General features: G+C 36.9%; 12 protein-coding genes and 1 tRNA gene. 6 read left to right on the forward strand and 7 right to left on the reverse strand.

The window, feature by feature from the left end:
• Window positions 1–38: 38 nt before the first annotated feature.
• Window positions 39–2,309: a cation:proton antiporter gene (locus tag OZP13_RS14570; protein ID WP_281297631.1), complete on the reverse strand. Its 2,271-nt coding sequence runs from the start codon at window positions 2,307–2,309 to the stop codon at window positions 39–41.
• Window positions 2,310–2,494: 185 nt separating this feature from the next.
• Here OZP13_RS14570 and OZP13_RS14575 point away from each other — a divergent pair, with 185 nt between their 5' ends.
• Both OZP13_RS14575 and OZP13_RS14580 read left to right on the forward strand, forming a co-directional pair.
• Entirely contained in the window at window positions 2,495–4,906 is a 2,412-nt protein-coding gene (locus OZP13_RS14575; RefSeq protein WP_281297632.1) for an efflux RND transporter permease subunit, read from the forward strand.
• A 152-nt stretch (window positions 4,907–5,058) separates the two neighbouring features.
• Window positions 5,059–6,132, forward strand: coding sequence for an MORN repeat-containing protein (locus OZP13_RS14580; RefSeq protein ID WP_269240851.1), 1,074 nt, complete (start codon window positions 5,059–5,061; stop codon window positions 6,130–6,132).
• 259 nt (window positions 6,133–6,391) lie between these two features.
• Here OZP13_RS14580 and OZP13_RS14585 read toward each other — a convergent pair whose 3' ends face one another.
• Window positions 6,392–7,489 carry a pectinesterase family protein gene (locus OZP13_RS14585; protein WP_281297633.1) on the reverse strand — a complete coding sequence of 366 codons (1,098 nt, stop codon included), beginning with the start codon at window positions 7,487–7,489 and terminating at the stop codon, window positions 6,392–6,394.
• Between the two features lie 260 nt (window positions 7,490–7,749).
• On the opposite strand from OZP13_RS14585, the gene asnS reads away from it, so the two are divergent.
• From asnS to OZP13_RS14605, 4 genes are all read left to right on the forward strand, one after another.
• Entirely contained in the window at window positions 7,750–9,183 is a 1,434-nt protein-coding gene (gene asnS / locus OZP13_RS14590) for an asparagine--tRNA ligase (protein WP_281297634.1), read from the forward strand.
• 173 nt (window positions 9,184–9,356) lie between these two features.
• A complete protein-coding gene (locus OZP13_RS14595; protein ID WP_281297635.1) occupies window positions 9,357–9,755 on the forward strand; it encodes a GxxExxY protein in 399 nt (132 codons plus the stop codon).
• A 79-nt stretch (window positions 9,756–9,834) separates the two neighbouring features.
• A complete protein-coding gene (rpoN, locus tag OZP13_RS14600) occupies window positions 9,835–11,310 on the forward strand; it encodes an RNA polymerase factor sigma-54 (RefSeq protein WP_281297636.1) in 1,476 nt (491 codons plus the stop codon).
• 85 nt (window positions 11,311–11,395) lie between these two features.
• Complete coding sequence (locus OZP13_RS14605) at window positions 11,396–12,007, forward strand: hypothetical protein (RefSeq protein WP_281297637.1); 612 nt, start codon at window positions 11,396–11,398, stop codon at window positions 12,005–12,007.
• Here OZP13_RS14605 and OZP13_RS14610 read toward each other — a convergent pair.
• The 5 genes from OZP13_RS14610 to OZP13_RS14630 all read right to left on the reverse strand — a co-directional run bounded on the left by OZP13_RS14610 (window position 12,002) and on the right by OZP13_RS14630 (window position 15,921).
• Window positions 12,002–12,703, reverse strand: a complete 702-nt coding sequence (locus OZP13_RS14610; protein ID WP_281297638.1) for a porin family protein — start codon at window positions 12,701–12,703, stop codon at window positions 12,002–12,004. The genes OZP13_RS14605 and OZP13_RS14610 overlap by 6 nt on opposite strands.
• Window positions 12,704–12,779: 76 nt before the next feature.
• Window positions 12,780–12,866 (reverse strand) — tRNA-Ser (locus OZP13_RS14615).
• A gap of 61 nt (window positions 12,867–12,927) precedes the next feature.
• A complete protein-coding gene (locus OZP13_RS14620; protein ID WP_281297639.1) occupies window positions 12,928–13,965 on the reverse strand; it encodes an asparaginase in 1,038 nt (345 codons plus the stop codon).
• Window positions 13,955–15,091: a 1-acyl-sn-glycerol-3-phosphate acyltransferase gene (locus OZP13_RS14625; protein WP_281297640.1), complete on the reverse strand. Its 1,137-nt coding sequence runs from the start codon at window positions 15,089–15,091 to the stop codon at window positions 13,955–13,957. Before OZP13_RS14625 ends, OZP13_RS14620 begins: the two co-directional genes overlap by 11 nt.
• A 62-nt stretch (window positions 15,092–15,153) precedes the next feature.
• On the reverse strand, window positions 15,154–15,921 hold the full coding sequence (locus OZP13_RS14630) for a TatD family hydrolase (protein ID WP_281297641.1): 768 nt from the start codon (window positions 15,919–15,921) through the stop codon (window positions 15,154–15,156).
• Window positions 15,922–16,021: the final 100 nt, after the last annotated feature.

Raw genomic sequence — 16,021 nt, forward strand, 5'->3', positions numbered from 1 at the left:
AAAATCCGCTTCTTGCGGATTTTTTTTTATGCATAAAACTAATGTTTCATTATCAAAACCGATGGAACCCTGCTCAACCAAATACTGCGGGAATCAACCAGTGCCTTCCAGCTTTCGATGCTGATTATCATTAAATCCTGCTTTGCCAAAAACTCTTTTTTGATGATTTTGTCATTGACCAAGCTGATGTTTTTAGGATATTTTTGTTCCAATGAACCGATGGCACTCTTCAATACAAAATTAGTATTTACGTGACCGTTTACATCCAGAACCGTAATATGGGAATTGCTGTTGTAAATTAATTTCTGCGCATAATCCATCAAAAAAGCATCTTCGGCAATAAAAATTGGAATAAAAACATGGTTAACGACCTGCAATTCCTTGTCCACCAAAATCCCCAAAGGCATCTTGGTTTTCGAAATAATTTGTCTTGTTCTCTCATCAAAAGGAGAGTTTTCAAACAAGCCTTCTTTACCTGTAAATTTATCAATCAAGCGATCGGGATTGATAATTCTTGTCGTGAATCCCAATACTTTTCCCAGCAAAGTTCCTTCAAAGATGGATTTTCCAAGACCTACCAAAAGCAAATCAAAATCGCCACTATTGGCAATATCACTAATATTGGCTTCAATATCCATTGTCGCTTGAAACAAGGTCGTGATTTCTTGTTTCAACATTTTGGACTCTTCCAGCAAAGGCAAAAAACGGTCTTTTTCATATTCCTCCAAATTATAGGAATGCACTTCATCGCTCAAGGTAAGATGCATTGCCGTTATGGTCGAGGTTTCTTTTTGTTTTTTGACCAAACTGTTTGCCAATCGCAAAAGTGATTTTCCTTTCTCATTGTTCCCAAAAGAAATCAATATCTTGTATTTATTGCCATTTGGAATTTCGTCCAAAACCCCAACATCTTTTGTGTTAAAAATATAGTTGATTAGATTCAATGCTGGTCCAGTCATAAAGGTGGTAACCAGCGCCATGATAACCATCATCGTAAACACTTCGGGAGTTAGTACTTTTAGATCCAAACCAATGTTTAAAACTATCAGTTCCATCAAGCCTCTGGTGTTCATCAAGGCACCAATGGTCAAACTATCGCGCCAACTTTGCCCAACAAATTTGGCCGCCAAGGCACTCCCAAAAAACTTTCCGACAACGGCAACAAGAATAATAAATCCAGTAACTTTCAAAAGGTAAGGATCGTTCAGTAATCCAATTTCTGTTCGCAATCCCGTAAAAACAAAAAACAAGGGAAGCAATAATATTACCGAAACATCTTCCACTTTTTCGATGAAGAGATTTCTGAATTTGGTTATATCAGGCATAATAACACCGGTCATAAAAGCGCCGAAAAGAGCATGGATTCCGATAATCTCGGTAGTATAGGAAGAAATAATCAAGGTTAAAAAGAAAATGGCAACAACCGGTTTATTCAAATTATCCTTCGTTCCATACAATTCCCCGATTTTTTTCAAAAAAGGTTTTACCACAAAAAACATCACAAGTACGTAAGCCATTGCCATTCCAATAATATACAATGAACTCACGAAAGTTCCCGCCTTTACAATGGCGATTACCGCGGCAAGTATGCACCAAGCCGTGATGTCGTCGGCGGCAGCACAGGTAATTACTATGGCTCCCAATTTGGTTTTATGAATACCTCTTTCTTGCACTATCCTTGCCAAAACAGGAAACGCCGTGATACTCATGGCAATCCCCATAAACAAGGCAAAAGGCAAAAAGGCAACACCCTCAGGAGCAAATCTAAAATAAACAAAATAAGCCAACCCAATTCCCAAGGCAAAAGGAATCACTATACTGGCATGACTAATAACTATGGCATCCTTGGCCCTGTTTTTCAAGACTTTCAAGTCGAGTTCCATACCAATGACGAACATAAAAAGTATCAGTCCGATTTGGCTTAAAAACTGTAAATTCCCTAAAGATTCCACTGGAAACAACGAAAGTGAAAATTCAGGAAAATACAAGCCCAACAAGGATGGCCCGAGAACAATTCCCGCAATGATTTCACCAATCACGGAAGGTTGCCCAATTTTCCTGAAAACCCAACCAAAAAATCGAGCGACTACTATTATGGTTACAATTTGTGCCAAAAGTATGGCCAAGGGATGGTGCAAATTAAGCGACATCGAATCAATAAAATCATTCCAATGCCCATTTTCAACTACGGGACGCAAGAATTTTTTATGGACTTCCAATCCTTTTCCCATACCCAAAATCCAATATATCAAAGCCGAAAAACCGCCTGTAACAACTAAATAAAATATGGTATTTCTGTGGTTTTTCATAAGTTAATGCTTCAATAATTTCGGTACAAAGATGAGAAATCCAAATATATAAATAACATCCCACAAATTTATTTTATAGCAAAATAAAAACAAAAAATTAACATTAAAATTAACAAAAAAGGATCCTCTGAAACCAATAATATAATGGGTTGATTAACTACCTTTGCGGCATTTAAAATCGGATAATGATCAAGTGGTTTAGTTTAGGATTTTGGGAATTGATAGCCCGCATCGTCCTTAGAAATAGAATTTTAATGTTGTCGATTGTAGTAGCGATAACTGTTTTACTGGCAATGCAATGGAAAAACATCCATTTTACCCAAACAGAAGCCAATATGCTACCGGACGACAACATCGTCAATGTTGAGTATAATGCTTTTTTAAACAAATTTGGCGAAGAAGGAAACTTGGTTGTCATTGGCGTAAAAGACAAAACTTTTTTTACTCCAAAAGCCTATGCTGCTTGGGAAAAACTTATGAACAGCCTGAAAAATGACAAAGCTGTTGATTTGGTCATCTCCATAAACGATTTAAAAAAATTACAAAAAAACGAGTCGCTCGAAAAATTCGAATTGGTTCCTTTTGTCGACCAAAGCAAAACCACCGACAAAGCCTATTTGGAGAAAATAAAACAGGAATTATTTCATGACCTGCCTTTCTACGAAGGATTATTGTTCAACAAAAAATCGGGCACGATTCGCTCTGCCATTTATCTGGACAAGAAAATTGTAAACACGCCTGCCCGAAAGGACTTTATCCTCAAAAAATTAGTTCCCGCAATAGAAGCATTCGAAGAAGAAACCAAAATTGACCTTCGCGTTTCGGGAATGCCCTACATTCGAACACTGAATGCACAAACCATTATTGGGGAAATCAGTATTTTCATTGGAGCTTCATTACTGGTAACTTCCCTGCTTTTCTTTTTCTTTTTTAGAAGTTTTAGAGCCACCTTGATTTCCATAATTATCGTGATTATTGGCGTGATGTGGTCCTTTGGTTTCCTGGGATTGTTGAATTATGAAATCACGGTTTTAACCGCCTTGGTACCTTCGCTAATTATTGTGATCGGGATTCCCAATTGTATTTTCCTGACCAACAAATACCATCAGGAATACAAAGTGCACCGAAACAAAGTCAAAGCCCTGCAACGCGTTACGACCAAAATTGGAATGGCAACCCTAATGACCAATCTGACAACGGCCATTGGCTTTTTTACCTTTATATCTTCAAATAACAAACTGCTAATCGAGTTTGGAAATGTGACTTCCATCAACATTATGGCATTGTTCTTTTTGTGCATCATTGTCATTCCAATTTTCCATAGTTATATTCCAGCGCCCAAAGACCGCCACATCGAGCATTTGGATCGTGGTTATGTAAAATCGTTTATGGATTGGATTTTGCGTAATGTGAAAGAAAATCGATTTTCCATCTATGTAGTTGCCGTTTCTGTTCTTGTCATTAGTATCATAGGGATTTATAAAATGCGAATTTCCGGCAGCATCATAGAAGACATGCCGAAAAAAGAAGCTTTTTTCCAAGATATTATTTTCTTCGAAAAAGAATTTGATGGCGTAATGCCGTTAGAAATCATGATTGACACCAAGCGCAAAAAAGGCGTCATGAAACTCTCTACGCTCAAGCGAATGGACGAGCTGGAACAAGCCATTGACGAGATTCCAGAATTGTCAAAACCCATTTCGGTTGTCAATTTGGTCAAATATTCCAAACAAGCGTATTATAACGGAAACCCGGATTATTACGAATTACCAACCTCTCAAGAGCAGGCTTTTATTTTGTCGTATGCCAAAAATGCCACCAAAAACTCGAAAGAAAACCTGATGAAAAGTTATGTGGATTCGACAGGACAATATGCTCGAATTACCACTTTTATGCGAGACGAAAACGGCGATGCCATCCCGAAAATCGAAGCTGAAATTCGAAAAGAAGCCGACAAAATTTTTCCTCCAGACCGATTTCACGTATCAATTACCGGAAAAGCATTGGTTTTCCAAAAAGGAACAGGATATTTGCTCGACAACCTGCTTTCGTCCTTGATTTTTGCCTTTTTCCTGACCGCACTTTTAATCGGATTTATGTTCCGTTCGTTCAAAATGATTTTGGTTTCGATTATACCCAATCTATTGCCGTTGTTGCTAACAGCTGGAATCATGGGCTTTTTCAACATTCCTTTGAAGCCATCAACGATATTGGTTTTCGGAATCGCCTTTGGACTTTCGGTCGACGACACCGTCCGATTCCTGGCGCAATATCGAGAGGAATTAAAGAAAAATAACTGGAAAATACGCAAATCGGTTTATGCCACTTTCAACGATGCCGGTTTGAGCATGTTCTATACTTCCATAGTGTTGTTCTTTGGGTTTTCGGTATTCATGTTGTCCAGTTTTGGAGGAACAATCGCCCTTGGCGGATTGATTTCCTTGACATTGTTATTCGGAATGCTGTCAAATTTAATGTTGTTGCCGGCTTTGGTGTTGACCCTAAACAAAACATTGGCCAACGAGCAGGAATTCATCGAACCCAAAATTGACATCATCGAACCAACTGATGAGGAAATTGATGCTTTGGAGAAATAAAAAGTCTTTGAAGTGACTTAGATTTGACAACTTTTTAAAAGTTGTCAAATCTTGAATCTTGAAATAAAAAGCACCCAAAATCCAGTTTAATGGTTTTTGGGTGCTTTTTTTATGATTTTAATATTATATTTGATACATATAAAACCTACAAAATGAAAAGAACCATAGTTTTTTTATTTTTAATAATTGGCATCCATTGCAACTCTCAAAACACAACATCTCAGCAGACAAAACGCACTACAATTGAAAAAGATTCGATTAAAATTTGTCCATTCGAAAATAATTGTGGCTATTACAAAGGGGAAATTGCAAATGGAAAAGCAAATGGAAAAGGCAGGGCAAGATTGAAAGGAGGAATTGCAGAAGGCCATTGGAAAGATAATAAACTAAATGGTTATGGCACTTATGAAATTAAAGATTACGCAAAATATGCTGGAGAATACAAAGAGGGTTGGCTAAATGGACAAGGATCGGTAACTTATAATAATGGTGCTAAATATATTGGCGAATGGAAAGATAATAAATTTAATGGAAAAGGTACTTTTTACACTCCTAAGAACGAAAAATATGTTGGCAAATGGAGTAACAGCAAAGGAAAAGACCTAGGATTCTTGACTTTTGCAAAGGGGGCAAAATATTCCATAGAACCTAAAGAAGAAAAATTTAATGGTCAGGGAATTAGAATTTATCAAAATGGGGATTTTTTTATTGGCGGGTTTAAAGCGGGATTAAGAAACGGACAAGGAACTATGTTTTATAAAAATGAAAAATATATTGGTGAATATAAAGAAGACAAACGCAATGGTAAAGGCACCCATACATTTACTTACCTAGGTAAAAGTTATAGTTACATTGGTGAATTTAAAGCAAATGACTTTAATGGTCAAGGCACTATGATATTTGGCAATAAAGACAAATACATTGGCCAATGGAAAAATGGCAAGATCAACGGACAAGGCACTATGCTATATGATAATAAAGAAAAATATTATGGTTTATGGAAAGAAGGCAACAGATCTGGTCAAGGCACTTATATTTGGCCAAATGGAGATAAATATATTGGTGCATTTTTAAATAATAGACAAAATGGTCAAGGAACCATGCTCTATGCAAACAAGGAAAAATTTGTTGGAGAATGGAGTAATAGTGAAGAAATAAACGGCATCCTTTATACTAGTATAGGACAAATAAAATGCACCTATAAAAATGGCGTTAAAACCGAATGAATTAAAAATCATACTCTAACCTGTCAATAATTTTTCCAAACAAATCGATCATTTGAATCCCCTTGATTTTAACCCTAAACAAAACATTGGCTAACGAGTAGGAATTTATCGAGCCAAAAATTGACATCCTGAAACATAGCGATGAAGAAATTGATGCTTTGAAAAAGGAGTAAGTTTTTAAAACTGCAGAATAAAAAACCCAAGACAATCCATTACTGGACTTATCTTGGGTTTTGATATTAAAAGCTAAATCTAGTTTTTAATTGAATCCTTTTTGGAAAACAGCATCTGCATTTTCAGCATTTTTTGGAGGTAAAATACTTTGACACTCATTATCTATTTTAGGATTCCAATCATTTTCAAATTTTGTTGCAGTAGTGGTATTAGCAGCAAATATTTTCTTTTTGGTGTAATTAGAAGACTCTTTTTTAGTCAGTTGATGTGTCCAAGACAAACGCTTTTCTGGTTTATAACCTGGACCAAAACAATTGTATTCGGCATAATAAGTGGTTTCCCAATTTTTGAAAGCTTTGTGTTCAGGGTCTTTGGACCAGATAGCCCAACCATCGGGTGCAATGTGTGAACTTTCAAAAGAGTTGATGATAACGGCATTGGCGCCAGCCCCCCAAGGTCTTCCTAATGTTGTTTTAACAGGAGTATCTTTTGTTGAAGTCAAAAACACACAATCTTTAAACACAAAACCATATTTGTTTTTCCCTGGATCTTGATTCCCCGCAGTAATATGAGAACCTTTGATACTATTGATAAAGCAGTTTTCAAATAAAGAAATCCCTGAACCAAAAATAAAATCAGTTGTACCTTCAATGATACAATCTTTTATATAAGTTCTGGTATTGCTTTTGAGATAAAAAGTGTCTTGAAAACCAGTTATTTTGCAGAGATGAAAAATAGTCCTGTCTCCGTTAACCATCAAAGCTACTGCTTGTCCTCCTTTTTTATATTGAGGCAACTGACTGTCAATAGTGTTTTCGAAAGTAATATTTTCGGCTATAAAATCATCGGCCTGAATCAAAACGCTAAAAGATTTACTGGTGCCTCCTGCAATTTCAGCATAGTCATCAAAAGTAAGGATGGTATTTTTATAGGATTCTCCCTTTAAAGTTACTTTTTTGTTTTTGATTAATTTTAATTTTTCTTTATAAATGCCTGGTTTTACATAAATCACGGTCCGTTTTAGACTATTTTCAGGAACAGCATCAAAGGCTTCCTGAACTTTTGTGTAGGAGCCGCTTCCGTCTGCAGCTACAATGATGTCATAATGGGCTTTGTCTTTTTGAGCGTATATTGAGCTAAAAACAAGCAGAAATAAATAAAGGGTAAAAAAAGTTTTTTTCATTTAAGATGTAGGTATTGAGTGTGTTATTAAAAAATAAATTTTTCAAGATGTCTTCTATTGAAGCACCTTAAACATCTTGGAAAATTATAAAAAAAAAGCAACTAATTAAGAAGAAATCCTGTTTATTACTTTATGTTCAGATATAAAAGAGCGAATAGCAAAATTGCTCCTGAATAGACCACTCATCCAATGACTTTTCCAAACAAATAAATTATATTTGTAATTCGATTACCAAATCGAAAATCCATAATTAAATTAAGATGAGACATACAAGAGTTAAAGACTTGCTAAACGGCACCAACATACTTCACGAAGTAAACGCAAAAGGTTGGGTAAGAACTTTTAGAAACAATCAATTTATTGCGTTAAACGACGGCTCGACCATCAACAACATACAATGCGTCGTCAATTTTGAAAACACGCCCGAAGAAACCCTGAAAAGAATCACTACCGGAGCCGCAATTTCGGTTACCGGAAATTTAGTCGAAAGCAAAGGTGCCGGCCAGAAATACGAGATTCAAGTTACCAAACTGAAAATTCTTGGCGATTCGGATGCAGAGAAATTCCCGATGCAACCCAAAAAACATTCGTTGGAATTCTTGCGTGAAAATGCGCATTTAAGGGTTCGCACCAATGCTTTTGGAGCCATTATGCGAATTCGTTCGGTATTGTCTTTTGCCGTTCATAATTATTTTCAACAAAAAGGTTTTGTGTACGTAAACACGCCAATCATTACTGGAGCGGATGCGGAAGGTGCCGGCGAAATGTTTCAGGTAACCTCATTGCCATTGGAGAATTTGCCAAAAAACGAAGAAGGCAATATCGATTATAAAAAAGATTTCTTCGGAAAACATACTAATTTGACGGTTTCTGGACAATTGGAAGGGGAAACTTTTGCCATGGCTTTGGGCCAGATTTATACTTTTGGACCCACATTCAGGGCAGAAAACTCTAATACTTCTCGTCATTTGGCAGAATTTTGGATGATTGAACCCGAAGTGGCTTTCAATAATTTGGATGACAACATGGACTTGGCCGAAGATTTTATCCAATTTGTAATTAAATACACGATGGAGAAATGTCCGGATGATTTGAAATTTCTGGAAGGAAGATTATTGGAAGAAGAAAAATCAAAACCACAAGCCGAAAGAAGTGAAATGACTTTGTTGGAAAAACTAAATTTTGTGTTGGAAAACAATTTCAAACGCGTTTCTTATACCGAAGCGATTGATATTTTGAGAGATTCCACTCCAAACAAAAAGAAAAAATTTCAATACATTATCAACGAATGGGGAGCTGATTTGCAATCGGAACACGAACGTTATTTGGTGGAAAAACACTTTAAATCACCCGTAATCTTGTTTGATTATCCAGCCAATATCAAGGCTTTTTATATGCGTTTGAACGAAGATGGAAAAACGGTTCGCGCGATGGACATCCTTTTCCCGGGAATTGGAGAAATCGTGGGAGGTTCACAAAGAGAAGAACGTTTTGACGTTTTGGTCGAAAAAATGAGAGTCTTGGGAATTAGTGAAGAAGAATTGTGGTGGTATTTAGACACACGAAGATTCGGAAGCGCCGTTCACTCCGGTTTTGGACTTGGATTCGAAAGATTGGTGCTTTTCGTAACCGGAATGACGAACATTCGTGACGTTATTCCTTTTCCGAGAACACCACAAAACGCAGATTTCTAAGACACCAAAAAATGCCACAAAGGCGCTAAGGCACAAAGTTTTTTTGCGATTAAAACAATAAATAACTTTGCGACTTAATAACAAAAAACAGTGGCAAAAATAACAATTTCAACAGCATTGAATAATTAAAAACTTTGTGCCTTAGCGCCTTCGTGGCTAAAAAAGCAACTAAAATGATAGACGAAAGAACGGAAGAAATAGCCAAAATAATCGTGAATTCTGCGTTTAAGGTTCATAAAAACCTTGGGCCTGGTTTGTTGGAAAGAGTTTACGAAGTTTGTTTAGCGTATGAAATAAGGAAAGCTGGATTAAATGTTCAAAGTCAAATTGACATACCAATTATATATGATGGAGTAACTCTTAAAGAAAAATTAAGACTCGATTTAATCCTCGAAAATATTGTGATTGTAGAATTAAAAGCTGTTGAAATTGTAAATCCAGTTTGGCAATCACAAATCATTAGTCATTTAAAATTAACAGATAATCAATTGGGATTTTTAATCAATTTTAATGTCCCATTAATTAAAAACGGAATAAAAAGATTCATAAACACAAAGTCAAATTATCAATAAACCTTGCCCTTTTTCTTTTGAATAAAACAAAAACTTTGTGCCTTTGTGCCTTCGTGGCAAATTAAATTAGCGTCTTATTATGTTAAAACAATTTCTAAATCTAAAATTATCCCAAAAATTATCTCCACAACAAATCCAGTTGATGAAGTTAATTCAATTGCCCACGCAAGCATTCGAACAACGTTTGTTGGAAGAAATGAACGAGAATCCGGCATTGGAATCAGGAACAGAAGACGACGAAATTTACGATAATGACGAATTCAACAACGATGATACCAACGACGAATTCGACGATTATGACGATACCGACAGCGAAGATACCAGCGACATCAACATTGATGAATATCTGAGTAGCGACGAAACGCCGGATTACAAAACCCAGGCCAATAATTACAGCGATGACGACGAAGAACGTGAATCGCCGTTGGTTGCACCAATCAGTTTTCACCAGGATTTAATCAACCAACTGAACACTTTTATCTTGGATGACCAGGAGCGGGAAATAGCCGAATTCCTTGTGGGAAGCATCGATGACATGGGTTATATTCGAAGAAGCACTCCAGATTTAGTTGACGACATGGCTTTTACCCAAGGCATTTACACCGACGAGAAAACGGTCGAGAGAATGTTGCACATTATTCACGAACTCGAACCTTCAGGTGTTGGAGCACGTGATTTGCAGGAATGTTTGTTGTTGCAATTGAAACACAAAACCCCTACGGAATACGTGGCTTTGGCGATTGATATCATCGAAAACCAATTTGATGCTTTTACCAAAAAACATTACGACAAACTGTTGCAAAAATATGCCGTTTCGAATGACCAGCTCAAAACCGCCATTCACGAAATAGAAAAACTCAACCCGAAACCGGGCGGTTCTTTTACCGGAAGCAACAAAATTACCGAACATGTAGTTCCCGATTTTGCCATTCGAATCGTGGAAGACGAATTGGTTTTGACCCTAAACGGAAGAAATGCTCCTTCGTTGCATGTTTCCAAAGATTATCAGGAAATGATGCAAACCTACAAAAGTTCCCGCGACAAATCGAATGCGCAAAAAGATGCCGTTCAGTTTATCAAACAAAAACTGGATTCGGCCAAATGGTTTATCGACGCCATCAAACAGCGCCAAGAAACGCTCTTCGTGACCATGAACGCAATTATGCATTACCAACGAGAATACTTTCTTGAAGGTGACGAAACCAAGCTAAAACCAATGATCTTGAAAGACATTGCCGATATGGTTGGTTTAGATATTTCGACCATTTCCCGCGTGGCCAACAGCAAATATGTGGAAACACCTTACGGAACAAAACTCATCAAGGAATTCTTCTCTGAAGCGATGAAAAACGACCAAGGCGAAGATGTTTCTACCCTCGAAATCAAGAAAATTCTTCAAAATACCATCGAAGAGGAAGACAAACACAAACCTCTTCCCGACGATCAACTGGCAGAAATCCTTCTGGAAAAAGGATACCCTATTGCAAGAAGAACGATTGCAAAATACCGAGAACAACTAGATATTCCCGTGGCTAGAATGAGGAAGAAAATATAGTTCTGACATACGATTTGAGATTTTGGATTTCAGATTTGACATTGATAAACCTGTTTTTTTACTTCAGATTTCCTAACTTTATAGAATGAATTTAAAAAAAATCCTTCCTTTTTTTTCCTATATATTCCATCCGATATTCATTCCGGTATATGCCGCCTTGTTTTACTTTTTTGTCAACGACTCTTATTATACAACTCCAGAAAAATACTTCGCTGTTTTTCAAATCGCGATCATCACGATTATCCTTCCCTTCCTGTTTTTTTTCGTGTTGCGTACCGCAGGAAAAGTAGACAACGTAATGGTTTCTGAAATATCGCAGCGCAAAATCCCGTTGGTTATTTTGTGTTTTTTGACTATTTTATTGGTAAGGAAAAGCATCACTATAGACCACTTTCCTGAATTTCATTTTTTCTTTTTGGGAGGATTGTTGAGCACCGTACTAGCGCTAGTTTTGTTGTTTTTCAGAACAAAAGCCAGCCTGCACATGATAGCTATAAGTGCTTTTACGGTTTTTGTTATTGTATTAAGCATTCATACACAATCCCGAAACATCAATTTGACAGCATTCTTGGTACTTATGAATGGTTTTGTGGCCTCTTCAAGGTTAGAAATGAAAGCGCATACGCCCAAAGAATTGGTGATTGGTTTTCTCTTGGGAATAATTCCACAACTGCTTTTGCTTGGTTTCTGGCTATAGGATGTAGAACATGACTCCAATATTCATCGAATTCATATCAATGGATTCGGCATTGGTTTTTGCCGATTGAAACAACGAATTCAAACCATAATAGACATATACATTGATTGAATTATAGCCTGACGAAATATAAGCCCCATATTGAATTTTTTCGAAGTCTTTATTGTTCGCAACAACTATTTTGCCTTGAGCATCTTCATAAACAGATTTGTCGTAAACCAAATAACTCATTTTAAAACCACCGTAAATTCGCCAAAACTTGTGGCTTTCAAAAGTAGAGGAACGCCATCTGAACTCCACCGGCACATCCACCGAAAACTGGGAAAACTTGTTTTTACGATACTCCGTCAAAGGATCAATAATAGTATAAACCGGTATACCGTTTGATTCAGTAATAGCCAAGTTTTGATTGTAATTGTTGATGGTAAAACCAAGTCCTGGGGCAACTGCGACAGTTCTTTTTTTATTGATGGGCATGTCCCTAAGAAACCCTATGGAAAAACCCGACGAAAATTTATCTTGTGTCAAACCGGCCGGTTTATTTTGCAAAGTATTGAGGGTAAAGCTAAAATAAAACTGGTCTTCCCTGTAAAGAGAGTCTGTTTTTGGTTTTGGAGCGTTTTCTTTGCTTGTGATTTCTTGCGAAAAAACAGGAAGAAACAATAAGAAAAGGAAACAACTAAGAAATAATCGCATACTAATTTTTTTGTGGGATAAAATTACAAAAAAAAGCCAACCGAAAGGCTAGCTTTTTTAGATTATAAAAATATCGCAGAGAGGATGGGATTCGAACCCACGATGCAGTTACCCACATACAAACTTTCCAGGCTTGCTCCTTCAACCACTCGGACACCTCTCTATTTGTTTGAGGCTGCAAAGAACACGAAAAAAATTGATTAAAGAAAATTAAAATTCGATTTTTATGAAATTTCTCCCCGCAATGAGGTTTCGAATATTGTTTTGAACATAGTTGGCGACACATTTTGCCCCAACAAGTACATTAATTTGGTAATTGCGGCTTCGGTGGTGATGTCTTTACCGGAGATTACCCCTATTTCCTTCAACGAAGTGCTGGTTTCATATTTTCCCATTGTCACGCTTCCTATCGAACATTGTGTAACATTTACAATTTGCAAACCTTTGGCAATTCCGTTTTTCAAAAGAGTTAAAAACCAGTCTTCTGTTGGCGCATTTCCTGCACCGTAGGTTTCCAATACAACTCCCTTGAGTTGCGGAATGTTAAAAATGGCCGACAAAACGCTTTCGCTAATACCCGGAAACAATTTTATTATAACAACATGATTGTCTAAATTCTTGTGAATTCGCAGTTTTTTGATTCTTGTTTTGGGCAAAAATAATTCGGGATAAGTTTTTAGATGCACTCCCGATTCAATTAAAATAGGATAATTGGGAGAGATAAAAGCGTTGAAATTTTCAGAATTCAATTTTGTGGTTCGGTTGCCACGATACAATTTGTATTCGAAATAAAGGCAAACTTCGCTGATTACCGGTTTTCCATCTTCTTGCAAGGAAGCAATTTGAATGGCGGTTATCAAATTCTCCTTGGCATCGGTCCTTAAATCGCCAATAGGCAATTGTGATCCAGTGAAAATGACAGGTTTCGACAAGTTTTCGAGCATAAAACTCAATGCCGATGCGGAATAGGACATCGTATCAGAACCGTGCAAAACGACAAATCCGTCAAATCCGTCAAATGGGGAATAATTATCAGCAATAATTTCGGCAATTTTAGACCATTCATTGGGATTCATATTGGAAGAATCAATTGGTTTTTCGAAAGAAATAGTTTCGATTTCACAATCCAATTGTTTCAATTCCGGGATTCTTTGCAATAATTTGCTAAAATTGAAAGCCTTGAGCGCTCCTGTTTCAAAATCCTTCTTCATACCGATGGTTCCGCCGGTATAGATTAGAAGTATTTTGGCTTTAGACTGCATTCTCGTATTTCAACTTGTTGACAACAGGGTTGGCATACATGGCCAAGAAACTTTGCAGTGCCAATGAATTTGAATGATCTATTCTCATTTCCAATCGACGTTCAAAAAGCGACTTTTCATTTTCGGTGTACAAATGCGAATACGTATCGGTTTGATTCAAAATATCATAAGCAATATAATTAGTCGGCCACAATTTGTAATTACTCAAAATCGAATCATCTATAACTTGTGCCAAGGCCTGAATTTGCTTGTTTGAATTTTCATGTTGGCCTTTGATGGCATCTAATTCGTCGACCAGAACATCGCCAACGTGAATATGAATTCTTCTTTTTGGCCCCATAATACCACTCATCAAATTGATGAAATCCTCATTTTTCTCCTTGATGTAAATTTCCTGTCTGGCTTCCGCCAAAAGTTGGGGCATTTTCAAGGCATCGGTTGGGTCGTATTCATAGGATATTGACACGGGAACTATTTTTATTTTCTTGAAATAATCCATCAAATTTTCTTCGTCAGACCCCATGGCAAGCATTTTTAAAACGCCTGGGTTTGTGGCATCATTCCCGTCTTTGGTTCTTCCTTCGCGCTGTGCTATCCAAACCGAACGGTTTTCGTGTTGCAATAACTTGCTAATATATTCAGATAATAATTTGGAACTTTGCAGCATTTCTCTAGGCGACAATCCTCTTTGAACCAGAAAATTACGGTTTAATCGCGCCAATACTTTCAAGAATGACTTGGTAACCAAATTGTCTCCAATAGCCGAGGCGGTCATTACCAGTTTGTGTTCGAACAAACAAGCGTTGAGCAAGGATGTATCCAAAAGAATATCTCGATGATTCGAAATAAATAAATAGGCAGTATTGGGTTCTAACTTCTCAAAACCCGAAGTACTAAGTCCATCAGAGGTTTTTTCCAACACTTTTTTTAGCGATCGGTATATGAAATTGCATTGAAAATCCCTCGTGGAATGCGTTCTTCGGAGTTGTTCTTTCCAAATTTCGTCTGCAAGATCTGGAAAAGTAAAATTCATCAATGCCTTCATCATTGGATGATCAATCATCTTTAGAATGGCATCGTTTACCTCGGTATCATAAAATGGACGAATAGCGTCAAATTTTGACATATAGCATATTTTTTTAAAGAACAAATGAACAAAATTTTTAACAAAAATAGACGAATTCTACATTAAATCCCAAATATGGCTTTAGAATTTTCAGTTGCAACAAATGCTATTTCCTCTTGCGACAGATTATAAATCTCCGACAATTTCCGAACCACATTTACTAAATAACTGCTTTCGTTGCGTTTTCCTCGAAAAGGAACGGGAGCCAAATAAGGAGAATCGGTTTCCAAAACAATGTGTTTCAAATCGATTTGATTCAAAAACTGGTCAATTTTTCCGTTTTTGAACGTCACGACACCGCCAATTCCCAGTTTCATGTTATATGAAATGGCTTGTAAAGCTTGCTCATAATTCCCCGAGAAACAGTGAAAAATCCCGAATAACTCAGGCGATTTTTCTTCTTCCAGAATTTCGAAAATCTCGTCGAAAGCTTCGCGACAATGAATCACAATGGGCAATTTGTGGCTTTTCGCCAATTGGATTTGTTTTCTAAAAGCATCTTGTTGTTGTGGCAAATGGGTTTTATCCCAATACAAATCGATGCCAATTTCACCAATGGCCACAAATTTTCTCTTGGCCAATTCTTCCTCAATATGTTGCAATTCTTCGAGATAATTGTCTTTGACGTGCGTGGGATGCAAACCCATCATCAAAAAAATGTTTTCGGGATAGGCTTTTTCCAAGTCATACATCGACTGGGTATAAGCAGAATCAATGGCGGGAATAAAAAAACGCGAAACACCGGCATCAATGGCGCGCTGAATCATTTCGTCTCGGTCTTCATCGAATTCGTTGGAATATAAATGGGTATGCGTATCGGTAATTGTCATTGCAAGCTTTATTTAAGCGGCAAAGATACAATCTTGCTCAAAAAAATGAACCAAATTAAGACAAACACAACACAGATTTCACAAATTGACACAAATTAAT

Origin of the sequence: Flavobacterium limnophilum (genome assembly GCF_027111315.2) — a bacterium.
GTDB lineage: Bacteria > Bacteroidota > Bacteroidia > Flavobacteriales > Flavobacteriaceae > Flavobacterium > Flavobacterium limnophilum.